This is a genomic window from Salegentibacter sp. BDJ18 (assembly GCF_017579965.1).
Classification (GTDB): Bacteria; Bacteroidota; Bacteroidia; order Flavobacteriales; family Flavobacteriaceae; genus Salegentibacter.
Genome location: NZ_JAFLQX010000021.1, coordinates 93841 through 110033 on the forward strand (window position 1 = coordinate 93841; position 16193 = coordinate 110033).

General features: G+C 36.0%; 14 protein-coding genes. 2 read left to right on the forward strand and 12 right to left on the reverse strand.

Features of this window, described 5'->3' with window-relative positions; all coding sequences use genetic code 11:
- Nucleotides 1–4: 4 nt before the first annotated feature.
- Complete coding sequence (locus J0871_RS12020; RefSeq protein ID WP_208225554.1) at nt 5–2050, reverse strand: HDIG domain-containing metalloprotein; 2046 nt, start codon at nt 2048–2050, stop codon at nt 5–7.
- A 115-nt stretch (nt 2051–2165) separates the two neighbouring features.
- Here J0871_RS12020 and J0871_RS12025 point away from each other — a divergent pair, with 115 nt between their 5' ends.
- Nucleotides 2166–3347 carry an acetyl-CoA C-acyltransferase gene (locus J0871_RS12025; protein ID WP_208225556.1) on the forward strand — a complete coding sequence of 394 codons (1182 nt, stop codon included), beginning with the start codon at nt 2166–2168 and terminating at the stop codon, nt 3345–3347.
- A gap of 18 nt (nt 3348–3365) precedes the next feature.
- Complete coding sequence (locus J0871_RS12030) at nt 3366–4115, forward strand: C40 family peptidase (protein WP_208225558.1); 750 nt, start codon at nt 3366–3368, stop codon at nt 4113–4115.
- A gap of 3 nt (nt 4116–4118) precedes the next feature.
- Here J0871_RS12030 and J0871_RS12035 read toward each other — a convergent pair whose 3' ends face one another.
- From J0871_RS12035 to J0871_RS12085, 11 genes are all read right to left on the reverse strand, one after another.
- Nucleotides 4119–5375 carry an AMP-binding protein gene (locus J0871_RS12035; protein ID WP_208225559.1) on the reverse strand — a complete coding sequence of 419 codons (1257 nt, stop codon included), beginning with the start codon at nt 5373–5375 and terminating at the stop codon, nt 4119–4121.
- Entirely contained in the window at nt 5376–7046 is a 1671-nt protein-coding gene (locus J0871_RS12040) for a C45 family peptidase (protein WP_208225561.1), read from the reverse strand.
- Complete coding sequence (locus tag J0871_RS12045; protein ID WP_208225562.1) at nt 7047–10022, reverse strand: MMPL family transporter; 2976 nt, start codon at nt 10020–10022, stop codon at nt 7047–7049.
- Entirely contained in the window at nt 10023–11222 is a 1200-nt protein-coding gene (locus tag J0871_RS12050) for a DUF2062 domain-containing protein (RefSeq protein ID WP_208225564.1), read from the reverse strand.
- Between the two features lie 60 nt (nt 11223–11282).
- Nucleotides 11283–11654 carry a hydroxymyristoyl-ACP dehydratase gene (locus J0871_RS12055; RefSeq protein ID WP_075326907.1) on the reverse strand — a complete coding sequence of 124 codons (372 nt, stop codon included), beginning with the start codon at nt 11652–11654 and terminating at the stop codon, nt 11283–11285.
- A 70-nt stretch (nt 11655–11724) separates the two neighbouring features.
- On the reverse strand, nt 11725–12345 hold the full coding sequence (locus tag J0871_RS12060; protein WP_075326908.1) for an outer membrane lipoprotein carrier protein LolA: 621 nt from the start codon (nt 12343–12345) through the stop codon (nt 11725–11727).
- Complete coding sequence (locus tag J0871_RS12065) at nt 12332–13102, reverse strand: polysaccharide deacetylase family protein (protein WP_075326909.1); 771 nt, start codon at nt 13100–13102, stop codon at nt 12332–12334. The genes J0871_RS12060 and J0871_RS12065 overlap by 14 nt, the downstream gene beginning before the upstream one ends.
- A complete protein-coding gene (locus J0871_RS12070; protein ID WP_075326910.1) occupies nt 13092–14156 on the reverse strand; it encodes a beta-ketoacyl synthase chain length factor in 1065 nt (354 codons plus the stop codon). Before J0871_RS12070 ends, J0871_RS12065 begins: the two co-directional genes overlap by 11 nt.
- Entirely contained in the window at nt 14146–15336 is a 1191-nt protein-coding gene (locus tag J0871_RS12075) for a beta-ketoacyl-[acyl-carrier-protein] synthase family protein (RefSeq protein ID WP_208225566.1), read from the reverse strand. The genes J0871_RS12070 and J0871_RS12075 overlap by 11 nt, the downstream gene beginning before the upstream one ends.
- A gap of 3 nt (nt 15337–15339) precedes the next feature.
- Nucleotides 15340–15597, reverse strand: a complete 258-nt coding sequence (locus J0871_RS12080; RefSeq protein ID WP_075326912.1) for a phosphopantetheine-binding protein — start codon at nt 15595–15597, stop codon at nt 15340–15342.
- Nucleotides 15572–16192 carry a hypothetical protein gene (locus J0871_RS12085; protein ID WP_075326913.1) on the reverse strand — a complete coding sequence of 207 codons (621 nt, stop codon included), beginning with the start codon at nt 16190–16192 and terminating at the stop codon, nt 15572–15574. Before J0871_RS12085 ends, J0871_RS12080 begins: the two co-directional genes overlap by 26 nt.
- Nucleotide 16193 lies beyond the last annotated feature (1 nt).

Consider the following 16193-nt stretch of genomic DNA (forward strand, 5'->3'; position numbering starts at 1 on the left):
AAACCTATTCCGGATATTCTACCCTGAGGTGAAAAATGTTCTTAAGCTTACGTTTAAGGATTTTTTTCACCACTTGTATTTCTTTAAAAGTAATATTAGCATTTAAAAATTGCTCTTCCTTCATTTGCTTATCAATAATCTTCTCAACAAAATTATCTATCACTCCGGCAGTTGGTTCTTTTAAACTTTTACTGGCGGCTTCCACACTATCACACATCATTAATATTGCCGTTTCTTTGCTGAAAGGAATAGGGCCGGGATACCTAAAATCATCTGCTACCGCGTTATCATTTTGCTCTTTCTCTTTCATATAAAAGAAGTAAACCGTGGTGGTCCCGTGATGTGTTCTAATAAAATCTATAACCCTATCTGGAAGATTATGTTTTTTAGCGATTTCAATGCCGTTAATTACGTGATCGGTAATAATTTGGGCACTTTCTTTGGGTGCTAACTCATCGTGAGAATTCACCGCTGAAGTTTGATTTTCAGAGAAATAAGTCGGATTTTTCATTTTCCCAATATCGTGATAAAGCGCTCCTACCCTAACCAACATGGCATTTGCATTAATTTCATTGGCGGCAGCTTCTGCAAGGTTAGCAACATTGAGAGAGTGGTGAAATGTTCCCGGTGCTTTTTCTGAAAGCTCTTTCAGTAATTTTGAATTGGTATCTGAGAGTTCCAGCAAAGACATATCTGAAACCATCCCAAAGATCTTTTCATAGATATAAATCAAAGGCTGTACAAATAGTGTGGCCAATCCTCCAAGCAGGAAGGTTAGTAAAACTTCACCTTCCACATCGGCAATATTTCCCTCCTGAATAACGGTGAAAGCAAAGTATGAAATAATGTAAACCAAAGTAATTTGTCCTACCGAAATAAAGAGATTCGCACGCTTATAAAGTTCAGAAACCGTCAGAATAGTAACAATTCCTGCTATAATTTGCAGAAACATATACTCGTAACTGTTAGGCACAATAAAACCTAATAATAGCACCGTAATCACGTGAGTGAACATTCCTAAACGAGCATCAAAAAAGGCTTTTAAAGTAAGTGGTAAAATACACAAAGGCACTACATATACGTAATCTATATTGAAATTAACCACCAGGGTGGTGAGCAACACCATAAAGAGAATATTGAAGAAAATAAATGTTACCTTCACATTGTTCTCAAAAATTTCCTGTCGGTATTTTCTAATGAATAACAATAACATTAAAAGCGCCAACGCCACTAATACGCTATATCCAACTATAATCCACTTATAATTGCTTTCACTCCAAACCTGGGATTCATATTCGTTTTTTAGCGATCTAAGAATATTATATTTATTGCCTTCTACCACTTCTCCCCGGGCTATTACCCTACTTCCCTGCTCAATATTACCGCGGGTATAAGAAATATTATCTAATTTACTTTGAAGTTCTCTTTGGGTAAATTCACTATCAAAACTTACGTTAGGTTCTATGAGATTGAAGAATACTTCTAATAATTCATTTTCAACTTCTGAAAGATTAGATTCTTCAATTTCAGTATTTAAGAAATCCCTTACCTGGTCTTGTTTTAAAATATTTTTATAAGAAATTTCAAAGGCTTCATTTCCCTTTCGTAAATAAACCAACTGATTATCTTCTAACCTGTTGTTGTCCTGTAATAAACCATATTCGTAAACCCCTTCCAGTGTTTCATTTACAAAATTAATAATTTGAATTTCCCTGTTATTTAAAATAGAGTCGGGAAAAACTTCCGTTACTACCTCGGGCACTTCAGATTTTACCTGATTGGGAATTTCCTGGTTAAACTGAAAATATGGAGTATGGTTGTTTATTATTTGCTGGCGCTCATCCTGGATTTCTTCTTCAGATTTTAATATAGCGAAATCAAACGGCGCATATAAATTTTCATATTGCCACGGCTTTCCCTTAGGAATTTCATATTTAAAATTTCCACCTTTAGGAAGCAGGTAAACAATTAGCACTGCGGTAAGCGCAAATAAAAATACCTTGTAAAATAACGCCTGATTCTTATACAGGTTATTTACGAATTTCTTCATATAAATCGTGCTATTGCTCAAATGTACTAAAAAATAGCGGCCAAAGTGGCACTCTTGTTAAGTTCCTTATAAAATCACTAAATTCGCAAAAGAAGAAATAACTAAAACATAAATGATGAATAACGAAGTAGTAATTGTAAGCGCCGCAAGGACTCCAATTGGAAGTTTTTTGGGTAGCTTATCTACCGTAGAAGCTACCGATCTTGGTGCTGTTGCCATCAAAGGAGCTCTGAATAAAATTAATTTGAAACCTGAACTTGTACAGGAAGTATTAATGGGAAATGTAGTGCAGGCCGGTGTTGGCCAGGCACCTGCAAGACAGGCCGCTTTAAAAGCCGGAATTCCAGATACTGTTCCTTGTACAACTGTAAATAAAGTATGTGCCAGCGGAATGAAAGCCGTGATGCAAGGCGCACAATCTATTATGCTGGGACAAAATTCTATAGTTGTTGCCGGTGGAATGGAAAATATGAGTTTGATTCCGCATTATTTATACCATAGAAAAGGTCAGAAATTTGGACCTGCTAAAATGGAAGACGGGATGCAAAAAGATGGTTTGGTAGATGCTTACGACCATAATGCTATGGGTGTTTGCGCCGATCTTTGTGCTACCGAGCATCAATTCTCCAGGGAAGATCAGGATGCATTTGCCATTAAATCTTACGAACGTTCTGCTCAAGCCTGGGCCGATGGGAAATTTGATAATGAAGTTGTGCCGGTTGAAGTTCCACAGCGAAAAGGAGATCCTTTAGTGGTAAAAGAAGACGAGGAATTCAAGAATGTGAGAATGGATAAAATAACCTCACTTCGTCCAGCGTTTAGTAAAGACGGTACTGTAACTGCTGCAAATGCTTCTACCATTAACGATGGTGCTGGTGCCGTGGTTTTAATGAGCCGTGCAAAAGCTGAAGAATTAGGTGTAGAGATCCTGGCCAGCATTAAAGGTTTTGCTGATGCCGCACAGGAACCAAAATGGTTTACTACTGCTCCAGCCAAAGCTTTGCCTTTAGCACTCAAAAACGCAGGTGTTGCTCAAGATGAAATAGATTTCTTTGAATTTAACGAAGCTTTCTCTGTAGTTGGACTGGCTAATATGAAGATTTTAGGAATTAGCGACGAGATCACCAATGTTCACGGTGGCGCTGTTTCTCTAGGTCACCCACTGGGTTGCAGCGGAGTCAGAATTCTTATTACTCTATTAAATGTATTGCAGCAAAATAATGCTAAATTAGGTGCGGCCGCAATTTGTAATGGCGGTGGCGGTGCATCTGCAATGGTAATAGAGCGAAACTCTTAATTTTATATTTTTTATTGAATGCAATACGGAATTTGCCCCCTAAGCATTGTGCCACTTCGCGAAACCACATCTAATAATAGCGAAATGGTCTCTCAGGTTCTTTATGGAGAACATTTTAAAATACTTGAAGAACGTGCTCAATGGAGCAGGATTCGTGTTGCATTCGATAATTTTGAGGCCTGGATTTCAAATAAACAATTACTTAAAATTCCGGAAGAAACTTACTTCCAGTTAGACCATGCTACTCCAAAATATTCTGCAGATCTTTTTGATTTCGTGACCGATCATAACGGGCATCTTATTACTATCCCTATTGGCGCGTCCCTTAATGCTACCGGTTTGTTGAATCATCATTTTGAAGGCCATTCTGTTTCGGGAGAGAAACCTAAAATGGAAATTGTAAAAACTGCACTACTCTATTTAAACAGTCCGTATGCCTGGGGCGGGAAATCACCGCTGGGAATTGATTGCAGCGGACTTACACAAATGGTTTATAAGCTAAACGGCTATAAATTAAATAGAAATTCAGCCGATCAGGCAAAACAAGGCGAACCACTTAGTTTTATTGAAGAAAGTGAAGCCGGAGATCTTGCCTTTTTTGATGATAAAGAAGGAATAATAGATCACGTGGGTATTATGATGAATGATAACTACATTATTCACGTAGATGGGAAAGTTAGAATTGATCGCATTGATCATTCAGGAATTTTTAATGCCGAATTAAAAAGACATACCCACCAATTACGGGTAATCAAAAAGATAATTTAGCCTTTAGCGATAATCGTGGAAAAGTTTTGGTTTCCTGCTTTCTTTAGGGAACTTCATTTTTTCAATTTTTTCTACGGAAGTTTTTTCTAGAGCTACTTTCACTTTTAATCCAGCCTGTAAATGCTCCTGAAGCTTACTAGTTTCAGTAAAATCATTCGGAATCCTAATCAGGATTTCATCAGTTTGATTCTCATTTAAACTTGCTTCAATAACAAATATTTTAAGAGGTTGAAAAGCCGTTAGTAAATTGATGATTTGCTGCGGATAAAGGGTAGTTCCTTTCAGTTTTATCATTTGCTTTTTACGCCCAACAGGTGTGCTAATTCTCATTGACTTTCTACCGCAATCACAATTTTCACCGTAGAATTTTACCATATCTCCCGTTGCAAATCTCATTAAAGGCATAGTTTGGGTTTGTAAAGGCGTAACCACTAATTCACCAATTTTACCAGGTTCAACAGGATTTTGATTTTCATCTAAAACTTCCGAAAAGATCAAATCGGGCAAGCTATGATTGCCCTTATGGAATTCACACTCGGTAAAAGCGGTACCCATTTCGGTACTGGCGTAGGTAGAAAATAACTCTATATCCCACAAATCTTTTAATTTTTGTCCTAAAGAATTCAAACTGAAATCTGGGTTTCGCAAAGGTTCACCAATACAAACAGCAGCTTTAATTGAAGAGTTTTTATAATCTATTCCATTTTGGTTAGCAAAATCAATCATCTTCAACAAAAATGATGGAACTGCAACTAAAAAATCAGGTTGAAATCGTTCTATAGATTCCCACTGCAAACCGGGTAATCCACTGCCCGTTCTTACAATTCCGGCGCCCAGTTTTCGTAATCCCATGAAATAAGCCATCCCTGCCATAAATCTGCGATCTAAAGTCGTAGTGAGTTGCACCACGCTAGATTTCCTGACTCCTACCATTTCAAAAGACTGGCGTTCATTTTCGGCAAGTCTATCTAAGTCGACGTCATTTAAAGCAAAACTAACCGGATTCCCAAGCGTCCCTGAAGTAGTTACATAATCTATAATTTCATCTTTTCTAACCGCAATAAATTCTGCGTTATCAAGTTGTAAATCCTCTTTGGTAGTAATCGGGATCTTTCTGAATTCCTCATAAGATTGAATTCCTTTTATATCAATTTTGCAATCTGTAAAACGCTTTTTATAAAAAGGAGAATTTGCCACAGCGTAACTTAGCTGTTTTTTCAGCAATTCTTCATTTATATTTATAACGTAGAAATTAGTCATTTAGATTTTGCGGTAAGATTTTTTAATCATTTTGTCTAAGTATACTTCGTCCGGTAAAGTGGTCACTTCCCTCCTTTTCGCCTGCTTATAATTGATCACCGCTTTTTTAAATTCTTTTTGCTGAAAATAGTAATCACCGGCAATTTTATATGCTTTCCAGAAATGAGGATTTAGGTTTTTTAATTGCTTAATTTTATCTTCTGAAACTTCTTGTTCTTTAGAAATGGCTTCAATGATTTTCCCATTTAATTTTCGGTATTTTTCGTAATCCTTATAAGCTTTAGAATTTACAAAAGGATCTTCTGCAATGGTTTCTTCAGCAAACATAACACTGCCGGAAACATTTCCGGCTTCAAACTTTTTAAAAGCTACATCTAAATCATAGGCTACAAAAGCACCCAATTGATAAGGATTAGCCGATATCCAAACTTTATTTTCTTCAGGTTTAAAAATAATGCCGTGGTGGGCAAGCAACTGATTTATGGCCATTTCATTTCCCATTCCCAGGTTAGTACCTTCCAAACCTTCTTTATTTCTTAATATTTCAGCAGCTTTTTTCGGGTTTAATTTCTCTTTTTTAGAAAGCAGTTCTTGCATTTTATCAAATCGGTATTGCGTATGACTTTCCGCTATTGTTTTTAAGTTTCGGTTATCTTCCGTATAAGCTTCACTTTGAAAATGGTTGCTGCACACTAATTCATTAGAATTTTCAACCTTATAAACTCCAAAATTCCCCGGCGCTACTTCAATTAAGATCGCCTTACGCTCTTTAGCACTGCCCACCATAATAGATTCCGAAACAAAAACTTCACGCTTTTTAGCGATCTCTACCGCTTCTGCAGTTGAGGAGGCATATTGAAGAATTTCACGGGCAACCAGACTAATTGGAGTTTTCGCCTGCATTGGAATTTTACTTTTCCCGGCATTTATGGTTACACTTATTCCCTTTTCATTTAAACCACTCACTGAGCCAATCATTCCCGCCCAGGTATACATCATAAACTTATGTCCTTTGTCGGGATTCACGAAGGCTGCAATTTTTTCTTCAGCAAACTCATCTCCCGCATAGAAATCGAAATTCCTGCCTAAAAGCAATTGCCCATCTTCTGTTTTATCATCCCAGGCTGCAAAAGAAGTACAACCTACCAGCATTAGATCCTGCAAGGCGTGACCAATATCGTGTGCTCCATGGAAATAGAGCATACGCACATAAGCCGGGGCAAAATCATTGTACTTTTCCAATCCAAAAAGTGAGGTGCCATAAATTTCCTGTTTATACTCTTCCGGAACGTGCAAATACATTTTTCGGTTAAACCAGGCGACTGTTTTTTCTAAGAAATTACGGTAACCGGTTTCAGGAACCAACTCATAGATTTTCTCCATAAAGGCAGTTTCCTGTTTATGCATCAACTCCCGGGTTAAGCTTCCGCTAATAACGCCACGTTCCAGCGCGTCGCCTTCAATATAAAGTTCCCAAATTCCATGTTTATTTTTATAAAGGGAATTCTTCCCTACACGATAATGATTGTCGCTTATCTTGGTTCTGGTAGTATCTATTTTTTCTATTCCGGTAATATCTGGCCGGTCTTCCATGGATCGCTTTACTCCGCAGGCATTTAGGAGGAACAAAATCCCAAAAACAATAGATATTTTAATAAAAAGTAACTTCATTTAATCCATTCTTTTTAAAACCAGGATATTGTTTTGTCGATAAATAATCTCAAAATTTAAATCGATAAGCCACCGGTTCTCGTATTCTGAAGTTAAAATAATCACTTGTTTGGCGTAGCGGAAAATATTTTCTTTTAATACTGAAGCGATTTCTTCTGAAGGTTTTTCACTAATTATATAAACCGGATATTCTTTTAAATCTTCTGGCCAGGATTTGCGAAAAGTAATATTCTCAGCATTACTTTGAGCAGTGTTTTTGGAAATTTTTCTATTTTCTTTATTTATATCTAAAACAAAGAATTCATTTTCAAAATTTTTCAGACTTAAAAATACAGGGAGAATCCCGTAAGAGGAATTCAGCATAAATATTTTTTCACTTGGATTTATATAGGCGGCAACCTTTAAAAATCGTTCCCGATTTTGGGTAAATTCCTTTTTAGCAAATGGATACACAGATTTATACCTGTAATTCCCCAAAACAGCATTTTTTAAGTAAAGTTGCTCTTTACTCCCTGATTTTTTAAACAGAGCATAGAAGCTAAAAGGAGCTTTCTGCAACAATTTTCTTCGGAAAAATAAAAGATCGAATAATTTTGTTTGAATTACAAAAGCCACCAAAACCGCGGTTAGAACTCCAATCACAGAAACCACAGAAACCGATTGGAGAGCCGGGTGTTTGGCGAAAACCAGCGCGCCTATGCCCAGTAAAGTAGTAATTACCGAAAGCAAAATGGAAGCCTGGTAAGTTTTTAAAGCAGGTTTCCCTGTCTCGTATTCCTTTAAGCAGGCGTTGGTGATAAAAATACTGTAATCCAGCCCGAGCCCGAAAATAAAGGTGGAAATTATAATATTTAGAATATTGAATTCTATGCCTAAAACGGCCATTATGCCCAAAGCGATGATCCAGGTTATGGCAATGGGCAATAAAGTGAGTAAACTAAGCAACAAATTCCGGTAAAAAACGAGTAAAACAATAAAAACAGCAATTAGAGAGAATAAAATAAGTTGGTTAAATTCGCTCTTTAAATCCCCAAGGAAATCCTCATTCATTTGCTTTCGGTCTATAGCAATAATGCCCTCTTTTTCTTCAAGTTCCTGTAATATCTCAGGATTATTTTCTTCAAAACTTAGCGTACTGGTCACCGTGGAAAACCCCGGATTATTATTTATAAAATCATCTAAATAAAGAGTGGAAACATCACGATAATCGTCCAGAAATATACCATCAAAGTCCTTATTCAATTGCTCGTAAAACCGGTTAAAACTTTCTGCTTTAAAGCCAAGTTCGGCAGATTCGTTTATAAGAGTATTTTTTAGGTTTTCTTTTTTAGCATCTGTCCAAAACTCTTCCCAGGTTGCTATTCTTTCGGTTTGTTTATCAGTAGAAAGCACTACCCCGCCAATACTGCTAAAACTTTTAATTTCACCTGTTTTTTCCAGTTTTTTAAGGTCCTGGTAAAGCTCGTTATTTCTGGAAAGAGCTTCCTCTATATCGTTCCCGAAGGAAACTAAATAAGTGGTATTAGCAGCTTCACCTGCAATCTGCTTAATTTTTTCTTCGGTTTGCTGTAGGGCTTCCGGCTCAAAATTAAGTTGGGAAATATCTTCATTAAACTCGACTTTTGTAAAGAAGAATAATCCACAGAGAAAAAGCAATAATACAAATCCGACTAAAAATTTATGATTGTAAAATCGCTGAGATGCGAGCTTATCTATCCAGTTGTTTTTAACTTTTTGCTTGTTTTTAGGCGGCTTGTAGAACTGCGGAATAAGAATTAAAGAAAATACTGAAGCCGTGATTACACTCACAGCAGCAAAGATCCCCAAATCATTCAAAGCTTCACTTTCCAGGAAAAGCAAACACAAAAATGCGATAGCCGTAGTAAAGCTGCTCATTAAAATAGGTCTGCTCACTTCTTTATATAGAATTCTTACATCTGCATTATTTCTAAAATGGGTGAGTATATGCAACGCATAATCGAGGCTTATTCCCAGTAAAATTGCACCTATTCCTAAAGAAATTGCTGAAACACTTCCATTGATAAAATATAGCAAAGTAATTGCTGACAAAGCGCCCAATAGACTAGGAAGAAAAAGCAATAATGGTACGTAAAACCTCCGGTAAAATAAGATTAGAAGGATTAGTAAAATAGAAAAAGCAATACTAAGCGTAAGCTGAATATCGCTTTTTATTTGTTTTGCATTGGCAATGGCGTATAGAACTCCTCCAAAATATTCAGCTTTTACCTCTGGATTTCCATTTAATTCAGAAATAATTTTGTCTAATCTCTCAATAAAAATCTGATTATTTTTGGTTTCAGAAGCCGTATATGTAGGTGTGATAAAGAGCAGTAAATGTTTTTCATCTTTTGTAACCAGGTAATTATTGTAAATTTTAAAATTATCGTCTACCTGTAGTTCCTGTAATTTCTCCAATCCCAGGTTGGTTAAAGAAAGCGGATCTTTAAAGAGAAATTGCTTTGTTATAAATCCGGTTGGGGAAATTAAGTCTCTGTAAGAGCTTTCCAATCTTTCCTGAATGCTGTCTTCCCGAAGTCGCGCATTTATTTCTTCATAATCCTGTGAATTAAGAAATAATGGTAGATTTTGATAAACAAAATCATAAACTTCCAAAATTCCTTCTTCCGGAATTTTACCCTGGATTTTGGTAATATATTCCGGGAGTTTTTTATCTAAAGAATCAGTGAGTTTATTGGCATAACCAGTAAGTTCTTCCGGATTTTTGTCTTCCGAAGAAATCGCAATAATTAGTTTATCTGAAAACTCGGTATTATCCAAAACCTTGCGCAAAGCATCCTGCTTTTTCCCTGAAGGAATTAGTTTGGTAATATCTTCTTCCAGTTGAATCTTAAAAGAAAAATATCCGCCGGCAAACACAAATAGCAGCAGTAACAAAAAACCAACAGCCTTTAGTCTTCTAAAAAAATAATAAAGCTTTAGGAAAAAATTGTGCATTTAAGGTTTTACCACCTGTTTTTGGTTTCTTACCGAAAATAAGAAATAAAAGACAATCCAAAGCAGTACAGCGGCAATTCCTGCCAGCGCAAAACTACCAATTATATACTGCCATAATCCAAGGAAAATATCGGCAGTAGAATCAAAATCTTCAGGTCTTAATTCCCAGGCAAATCCGCGGCCGGTTAATAAAGATCCTGCCTGGTAACTCGCATAAATTATAAAAGGAATAAGCGGCGGAATACTAATATTACTGAATAAAAATGCTACAACTTTATTGAGCTTAAACATTGCAGCTAAACTAAAAACAAGCAAAGTATGTAAACCCCAAAACGGTAAAATTCCCACAAATACACCCAGGGCAATCGCTGCAGCTTTTTTATGCGCAGGCTCCTGACTTTTAATTATATTTTCTTTCCAAAAACGCTTAAAGCCTTTCTTTCTAAAATCCTGGTAAGTATCGCGAGGGTGGATATAGAAAAAACTCACCAAAACAAACCAAATGTAGAGCAGTGTGATCCTGGTAATATCCCAAAACGGCCGGAAGTGTGTTACACGGTTTTCTTCATAAAAAACCTTAATAGGGACATTTCTTACCTTCACTTTACGCCAGGCGGCTTTTACTATAATCTCAATCTCCAATTCAAACTTACTGGTATACAGCTTAATTTGGTTTATTACCTTTAAAGGGTAAAGCCTGTAGCCGCTTTGCGTGTCGGTTAATTGGGTGCCGGTTACCACTAAAAACCAGAAGTTAGAAAATTTATTTCCGGTGGTACTTTTTCCGGGAATTCCATCCTGTCCCATATTGCGATCTCCAACCAGTAAAATTTCAGAATCGGGACTTTTTTCTTCTAAATGACTTAAAAAAACATCCAGATCGTCAGGATAATGCTGCCCGTCTGAATCTATGGTTATTGCATATTCGTAACCAAGTTCTTCCGCAATTTTGAATCCGTGTTTTAAAGCTTCTCCCTTCCCCCTGTTTTCTTCAAAATGATGCACATTTATTTCAGAAAATTCTTTCAGAATTTCTTCCGTAGCATCGGTAGAACCATCATTTACTACCAAAAGATTAGAGGTGTACAACAATAGATCCTGTAAAACGCTGGCCAGGCTTTTTTCATTGTTGTATGTAGGAATTAGGATACAACAATTTAAAGCTTCAAATCTGGACTGGTGTATGGGTTCTTGGTTCAAATTAAAATGGCTTTAATTGCAAAAGTAAAATTAAAAAGTAAAGCACAAACTCCTAAAAGCTTAAGATTCAACTTTTTTATAAAGAGAGTTGATTTTCAAAGAAATACCTTCAGAATTCTTAGCTATACCTTTAAGTTTTATTTCCTGATTTTCTTCTGTAATTTCTGTTTCAAGGTTTAGTACCGCATCGGTATTTGGATCTACCACGGCCATAAATTTTACGTTATTACCTTTTTTAAACTGAAGTTTACATCCACATCTTCGCTCTGCTTCTTCTTTGAATAAATTCATTAAAATAACACCCGGAGTTACCGGCCTACCTGGAAAATGGCCCTCGTAAATCTCGTGATCTTTATTAATTTTTATCTGGGTAAGCTGCTTCCCGTTTTCTTCGGAAGAATTTAAAACTGAATAAAAATTCTTTAATAACATGTATTGGCTGGTATTGTTGTCTTACTAAATTACACAGAAAAATTCAGGTATTTTACCTTTCATAAACATTTTATGGTTCAAAAAGGCTAGCAGGTATTTCGCGGTTAATTTTAATATTACTAAACTCAATAGTCGTCATATCTCCTGCTTCTTCCCGCAAATCAACTTTTTCAACGATATTTTTTTCATTAAAGGATAAGTGGATTTCAGCAAACATTGCTTTTAAGTTTTTATCCTTCGGAATTATTAAAGCAGCAATCAAATTGTTTTCGCGACTATAGGAAATATCAAAATTCTCATTATCCTGAAGCAATTTCCCGTTAACACTTCCTGTAATAAGTTTGGCAATTTTATCAAAAAGCTTGTTAGAGCCGGTGTTTCTCACGCTTTTATCACCTGCGTCATTTATATGAAGTTCACCTTCTACAAAAAGAATTACATAATCTTGTGGCTCTGCGTATTCCCATTTTAATTTTTCAGGGTTTTGATAATAAAGTTTGCCGCGGCTCACAGATTCTTCTGTGATCATTTCAATCTTTTTGGTTTGTATAAAGTCGGCTTCCAGAGTGGTGAGCTCGTTAGCTTTAGTCATCATTTCCTCCTGAAATTGAGATATTTCATCTTTAGAAAGCTCCTCCTGTGCCGCTAAATTCAGACTTAGAAATAAAATTAGAATATTAAGAATACGCATTGATTTCCAATAATTTATCAGGTCTTACAACCTCATATTGATTATTTTTCAAAAATAGCAACAACTGTTCCAGTATATTGACGGTTTTAGCATTATTATCGTGCAAAAGGATTACCGCTCCCGGTTTAAGCCTTTTTTTAATTCTATTCAGAATAATTTCTTCTGAAGAAAGTACCGCATCAAAAGACCTAATGCTCCAGCCTATAGATTGCATTCCTGTTTTTTGAAGAGCTTTTTGCGTTTTGGGACTTACAATTCCGAAAGGCGATCTAAAAAGATTCATTTTTATCCCGGCGGTTTCTTCGGCAATTCTATTACATTCTTCTATTTCACGCACCAGGGTAGAAACGGGTAAAGCTCCCATTTTACGGGTATGACTATATGTATGATTGCCAACCAAATGATTTTCTTCAATAATTTTTCTGAAAATTTCAGGTTGTGCTTCTATATGCTTTCCAATACAGAAAAACCCGGCTTTTACCTCATATTTCTTTAAAACCTTTAGAATTTCCAGTGTATTTTCCACCGGGCCATCATCAAAAGTTATCGCTACTTGTTTATTTATAATATTTCGATTTTCACTAATAGAGTTTACAAAGAAATTGAACCTAACATTCGTTGAGACGGTAAGTAAAAAAAGCAGGTAGAGAATAATAAAAGTTAAGACATACCAAAATGAGGTGAGACCGAAGAAAGTCAGTACCAAAGCTCCGCAAAGCAGAAAGATAATAACCGTATTTATAATTTTAAACCGCACTAAGTAGCATTAAACTGTGATCCCTGCCAAGATACTGATTGTAAATAAGAATATGTTTCGGGATTTTACAATCAACATTGTTTAGCTTTAAAATTGCAGGAATCTTACTAGTTTTTAGAATTTTAGCAGCCACAAAAACTGCATATCCCGACGCCGTATCAAAGTCGCCCACAAGATGCTTATAAGCTAACTGAGGTTTATTTTTCAACAATTTTCTTTGAAGATTTTTATAAAAATAATCGTACCTATTATCTCCATTTTTTCCTAAAATAACTGCATCTATAGCTGTACTATTCAGGTTGTTTTTTGCCAGAAAATTTTCAATTTCATTAATAATAGTTTCAGGTTTAATCACATTTTTTATAGAAACACTTTGAAATTCAGCATAAGTATTTTCCTTCTTTTCTTTAGAAAGGACAAAAAAATGTGCACCTTCTGAAGTAATCGTACCAGTAGAATCTTCCCTCAGTAGATCAAGATTTTTAATGGGATTCAGTTTTAACTGACCATCAAGTTTTTGAAATGAAGTGATTTTTTCTGAAATCTCATCTACTCCTCCAGCTAATATTGAACCAATTTCAGGATTTTCATTGAACTGCATTTGGGCATCCAGCAAAGCAGTTTCCAGGGAAACCGAATTTTGGGTGTAAGTCACATTATAATTTTTACATCCTAAATTTAAGGCTATTTGCCCCCCAATCGTGTTGTGGGTAGATTGGATAAAAGAAGTTGGAGTCAATAATTTCTCGTCCAAATCGAGCAGATTTTCCAGGAATTTCTCGGTATCCTGTTTGCAGCCTTCGCCTGTTCCGGTAATAATTGCACCGGGAACTTCAACTTTGGCTTCTTTTAAAGCAATTTTGGCTGAAGTAACTCCCATTTTTATGGCTTTAGACATTCGCCTTAAAGCCATAGGTTTTATAAATTCTTTATAATTTGGGGAAATTGCAGGAAAAATGTTCTCCCGATAAATAGTTGCAGATCCTCTGGAAAATAAATCTTCCTCCTGAGCAGAAATACTCCCAATCCCATTTATATAGATCTTATATCCCATTTTTACTAAAAATTAAAGAAGTACAATTTCCCCCGAAGCCAAAAGAGTTTGATAACACGTAATCTATAGGTTTTTCCTTCAAATTAGTCACCGGTATAAACCCAGGATTTAGCATTGGATTAGAAAAATTAAGGTTTGGAAATACCTGTTCATTTTGAATTGCTAACAAGCTATAAACCGCTTCCAAAGCTCCCGCTGCTGCTAAAGTATGCCCGGTAAAAGCTTTTGTTGAACTAAAATCTGGAAGTTTATTGCTAAAAATTCTCTCCAGAGCTGCACTTTCAGCCTTATCATTATTTTTGGTTGCGGTACCGTGGGCATTTATATAATTAATTTTTTCGACAGGAATTCCCGCAGTTTTTAAAGCTTTTTGCATAGCTAAAAAAGCTCCTTCCCCATTTTCTGAAGACGCAGTTTGGTGAAATGCATCGTTAGCATTACCATATCCTGAAATTCGCCCTAAAACCGGTTTACCATTAATTTCCTCTTCAGCTTCTAAAACTAAATAGGCAGCGCCTTCGCCTAAATTTAATCCTTTACGGTTTTCATCAAAAGGTTTGCATTGTTCATTAGATAGAATCATTAAAGAGTTAAATCCGTTAAGTGTAAATTTTGTGAGACAGTCTGTTCCGCCAACAATTACCCGTTTCAGCTTTCCGGTTTTAATCATTCTAGCGCCCAGCATTATCGCATTAGCTCCAGAAGAACAGGCGGTACTTATTGTACTTACAAACCCGTTAACTTCAAAATACTCCGCGATCTTTTCCGTAGTAAAACCGGGATGCTGCGCACGAATAAATCGGTTATTATCAGTTTTCCCTTCTGAAAAATCTTTGAAATAGGTTTCAGTAGCATCCATTCCCCCAACGCTGGTGCCCGAAATAAAACCAGTATCTCCATCTAATTTAAGATTAGCCTGGAATATGGCTTCTTTCACGGCCAACGCTCCTAATAAAGCAGCCCGTGTATAACTATGATTTTCCGGAAGGTTTAATTTTTTAGCAATGCTTTCGTTAGAAATTTTTATTTCCCCCACAGGCAAATGCTTATAAATTGTTTTTAGAACTTCAGGAGTAGAAATACCGTGCTTTCCTGAAATTAAAGAATTATAATTTGCCGCAGTGTTGTTGCCAATCGCAGAGATAATCCCCATTCCGGTAACGGCAACACTTTTATTCATAAATTATTTAGTTCGGTTTTCTTCAATAAATTGAGCCATTTGGTTTATGGAGACAAAAATTTCTTTTCCCTGAGCTGGATCGGTGAGTTTTATCCCATAATCTTTTTCCAAAAGCACAATAAGCTCCAATGCATCTATAGAATCCAGGCCAAGACCATCGCCAAAAAGCGGTTCGTCGTTGCTTATATCGGCAGGTTCCATATCTTCCAGGTTAAGTTGCTCGATGATGCTTTCTTTAAGTTCGGTGTGTAGGTTTGTCATTTTCAGCGCAATATAATTTTTTGAGGCTTTCTTCAGAAAATGGAATGTTTTTTTCCTTTGAAACCAGGCACAAAAATACATCATATTCGCCATTTTGCAAGTCTAACCAACCACAAAGCACCCTGGAAGTTTTTTCTGAAGATAACAGGGATTCTGAATAATCTTTTAGCAGGCCGGCATTAAAATCTTCTGAAATAAAAAAGGCATTTTCACTTTGCAATTTATATTTAATACTTATTTCACCTAAAACTATATTTGGAAGTGTATAAACAAACAACGCAGGCGACGCAAAAGTTTTTGTGCTTTCCTGAAATTGCTTATCGGTTTCCAGGCTGGAAGCATTGTTTGAGATTACCAGGGCGGTATCTTTTGTGGGTTTATTTTTTCTGAAAATAATTTCTGAACCCAAAATTCCCAATTTTGACAGTCCGTCCATTTTGTGAAATTTAGGATACTTTATTTCTAAAAATTCATAGCATTCCTTTAGAAAAAGATTAAGTTCCTTTTCTGTAGATTCAAAAATCAATTTTCCTGAATTAAAAATTTCACCGTTTTTAATCTTTACCCAATCCTGTATGTAAAATTGATTTGACATT

Excerpts from the sequence above, each read along its gene's own strand:
- J0871_RS12045 (WP_208225562.1), bottom strand. The coding sequence starts at position 10,022 with ATGCACAATTTTTTCCTAAAGCTTTATTATTTTTTTAGAAGACTAAAG.
- J0871_RS12030 (WP_208225558.1), top strand. The coding sequence starts at position 3,366 with ATGCAATACGGAATTTGCCCCCTAAGCATTGTGCCACTTCGCGAAACC.
- J0871_RS12040 (WP_208225561.1), bottom strand. The coding sequence starts at position 7,046 with ATGAAGTTACTTTTTATTAAAATATCTATTGTTTTTGGGATTTTGTTC.
- J0871_RS12075 (WP_208225566.1), bottom strand. The coding sequence starts at position 15,336 with ATGAATAAAAGTGTTGCCGTTACCGGAATGGGGATTATCTCTGCGATT.
- J0871_RS12020 (WP_208225554.1), bottom strand. The coding sequence starts at position 2,050 with ATGAAGAAATTCGTAAATAACCTGTATAAGAATCAGGCGTTATTTTAC.
- J0871_RS12085 (WP_075326913.1), bottom strand. The coding sequence starts at position 16,192 with ATGTCAAATCAATTTTACATACAGGATTGGGTAAAGATTAAAAACGGT.
- J0871_RS12060 (WP_075326908.1), bottom strand. The coding sequence starts at position 12,345 with ATGCGTATTCTTAATATTCTAATTTTATTTCTAAGTCTGAATTTAGCG.
- J0871_RS12035 (WP_208225559.1), bottom strand. The coding sequence starts at position 5,375 with ATGACTAATTTCTACGTTATAAATATAAATGAAGAATTGCTGAAAAAA.
- J0871_RS12025 (WP_208225556.1), top strand. The coding sequence starts at position 2,166 with ATGAATAACGAAGTAGTAATTGTAAGCGCCGCAAGGACTCCAATTGGA.
- J0871_RS12070 (WP_075326910.1), bottom strand. The coding sequence starts at position 14,156 with ATGGGATATAAGATCTATATAAATGGGATTGGGAGTATTTCTGCTCAG.
- J0871_RS12055 (WP_075326907.1), bottom strand. The coding sequence starts at position 11,654 with ATGTTATTAAAGAATTTTTATTCAGTTTTAAATTCTTCCGAAGAAAAC.
- J0871_RS12080 (WP_075326912.1), bottom strand. The coding sequence starts at position 15,597 with ATGACAAACCTACACACCGAACTTAAAGAAAGCATCATCGAGCAACTT.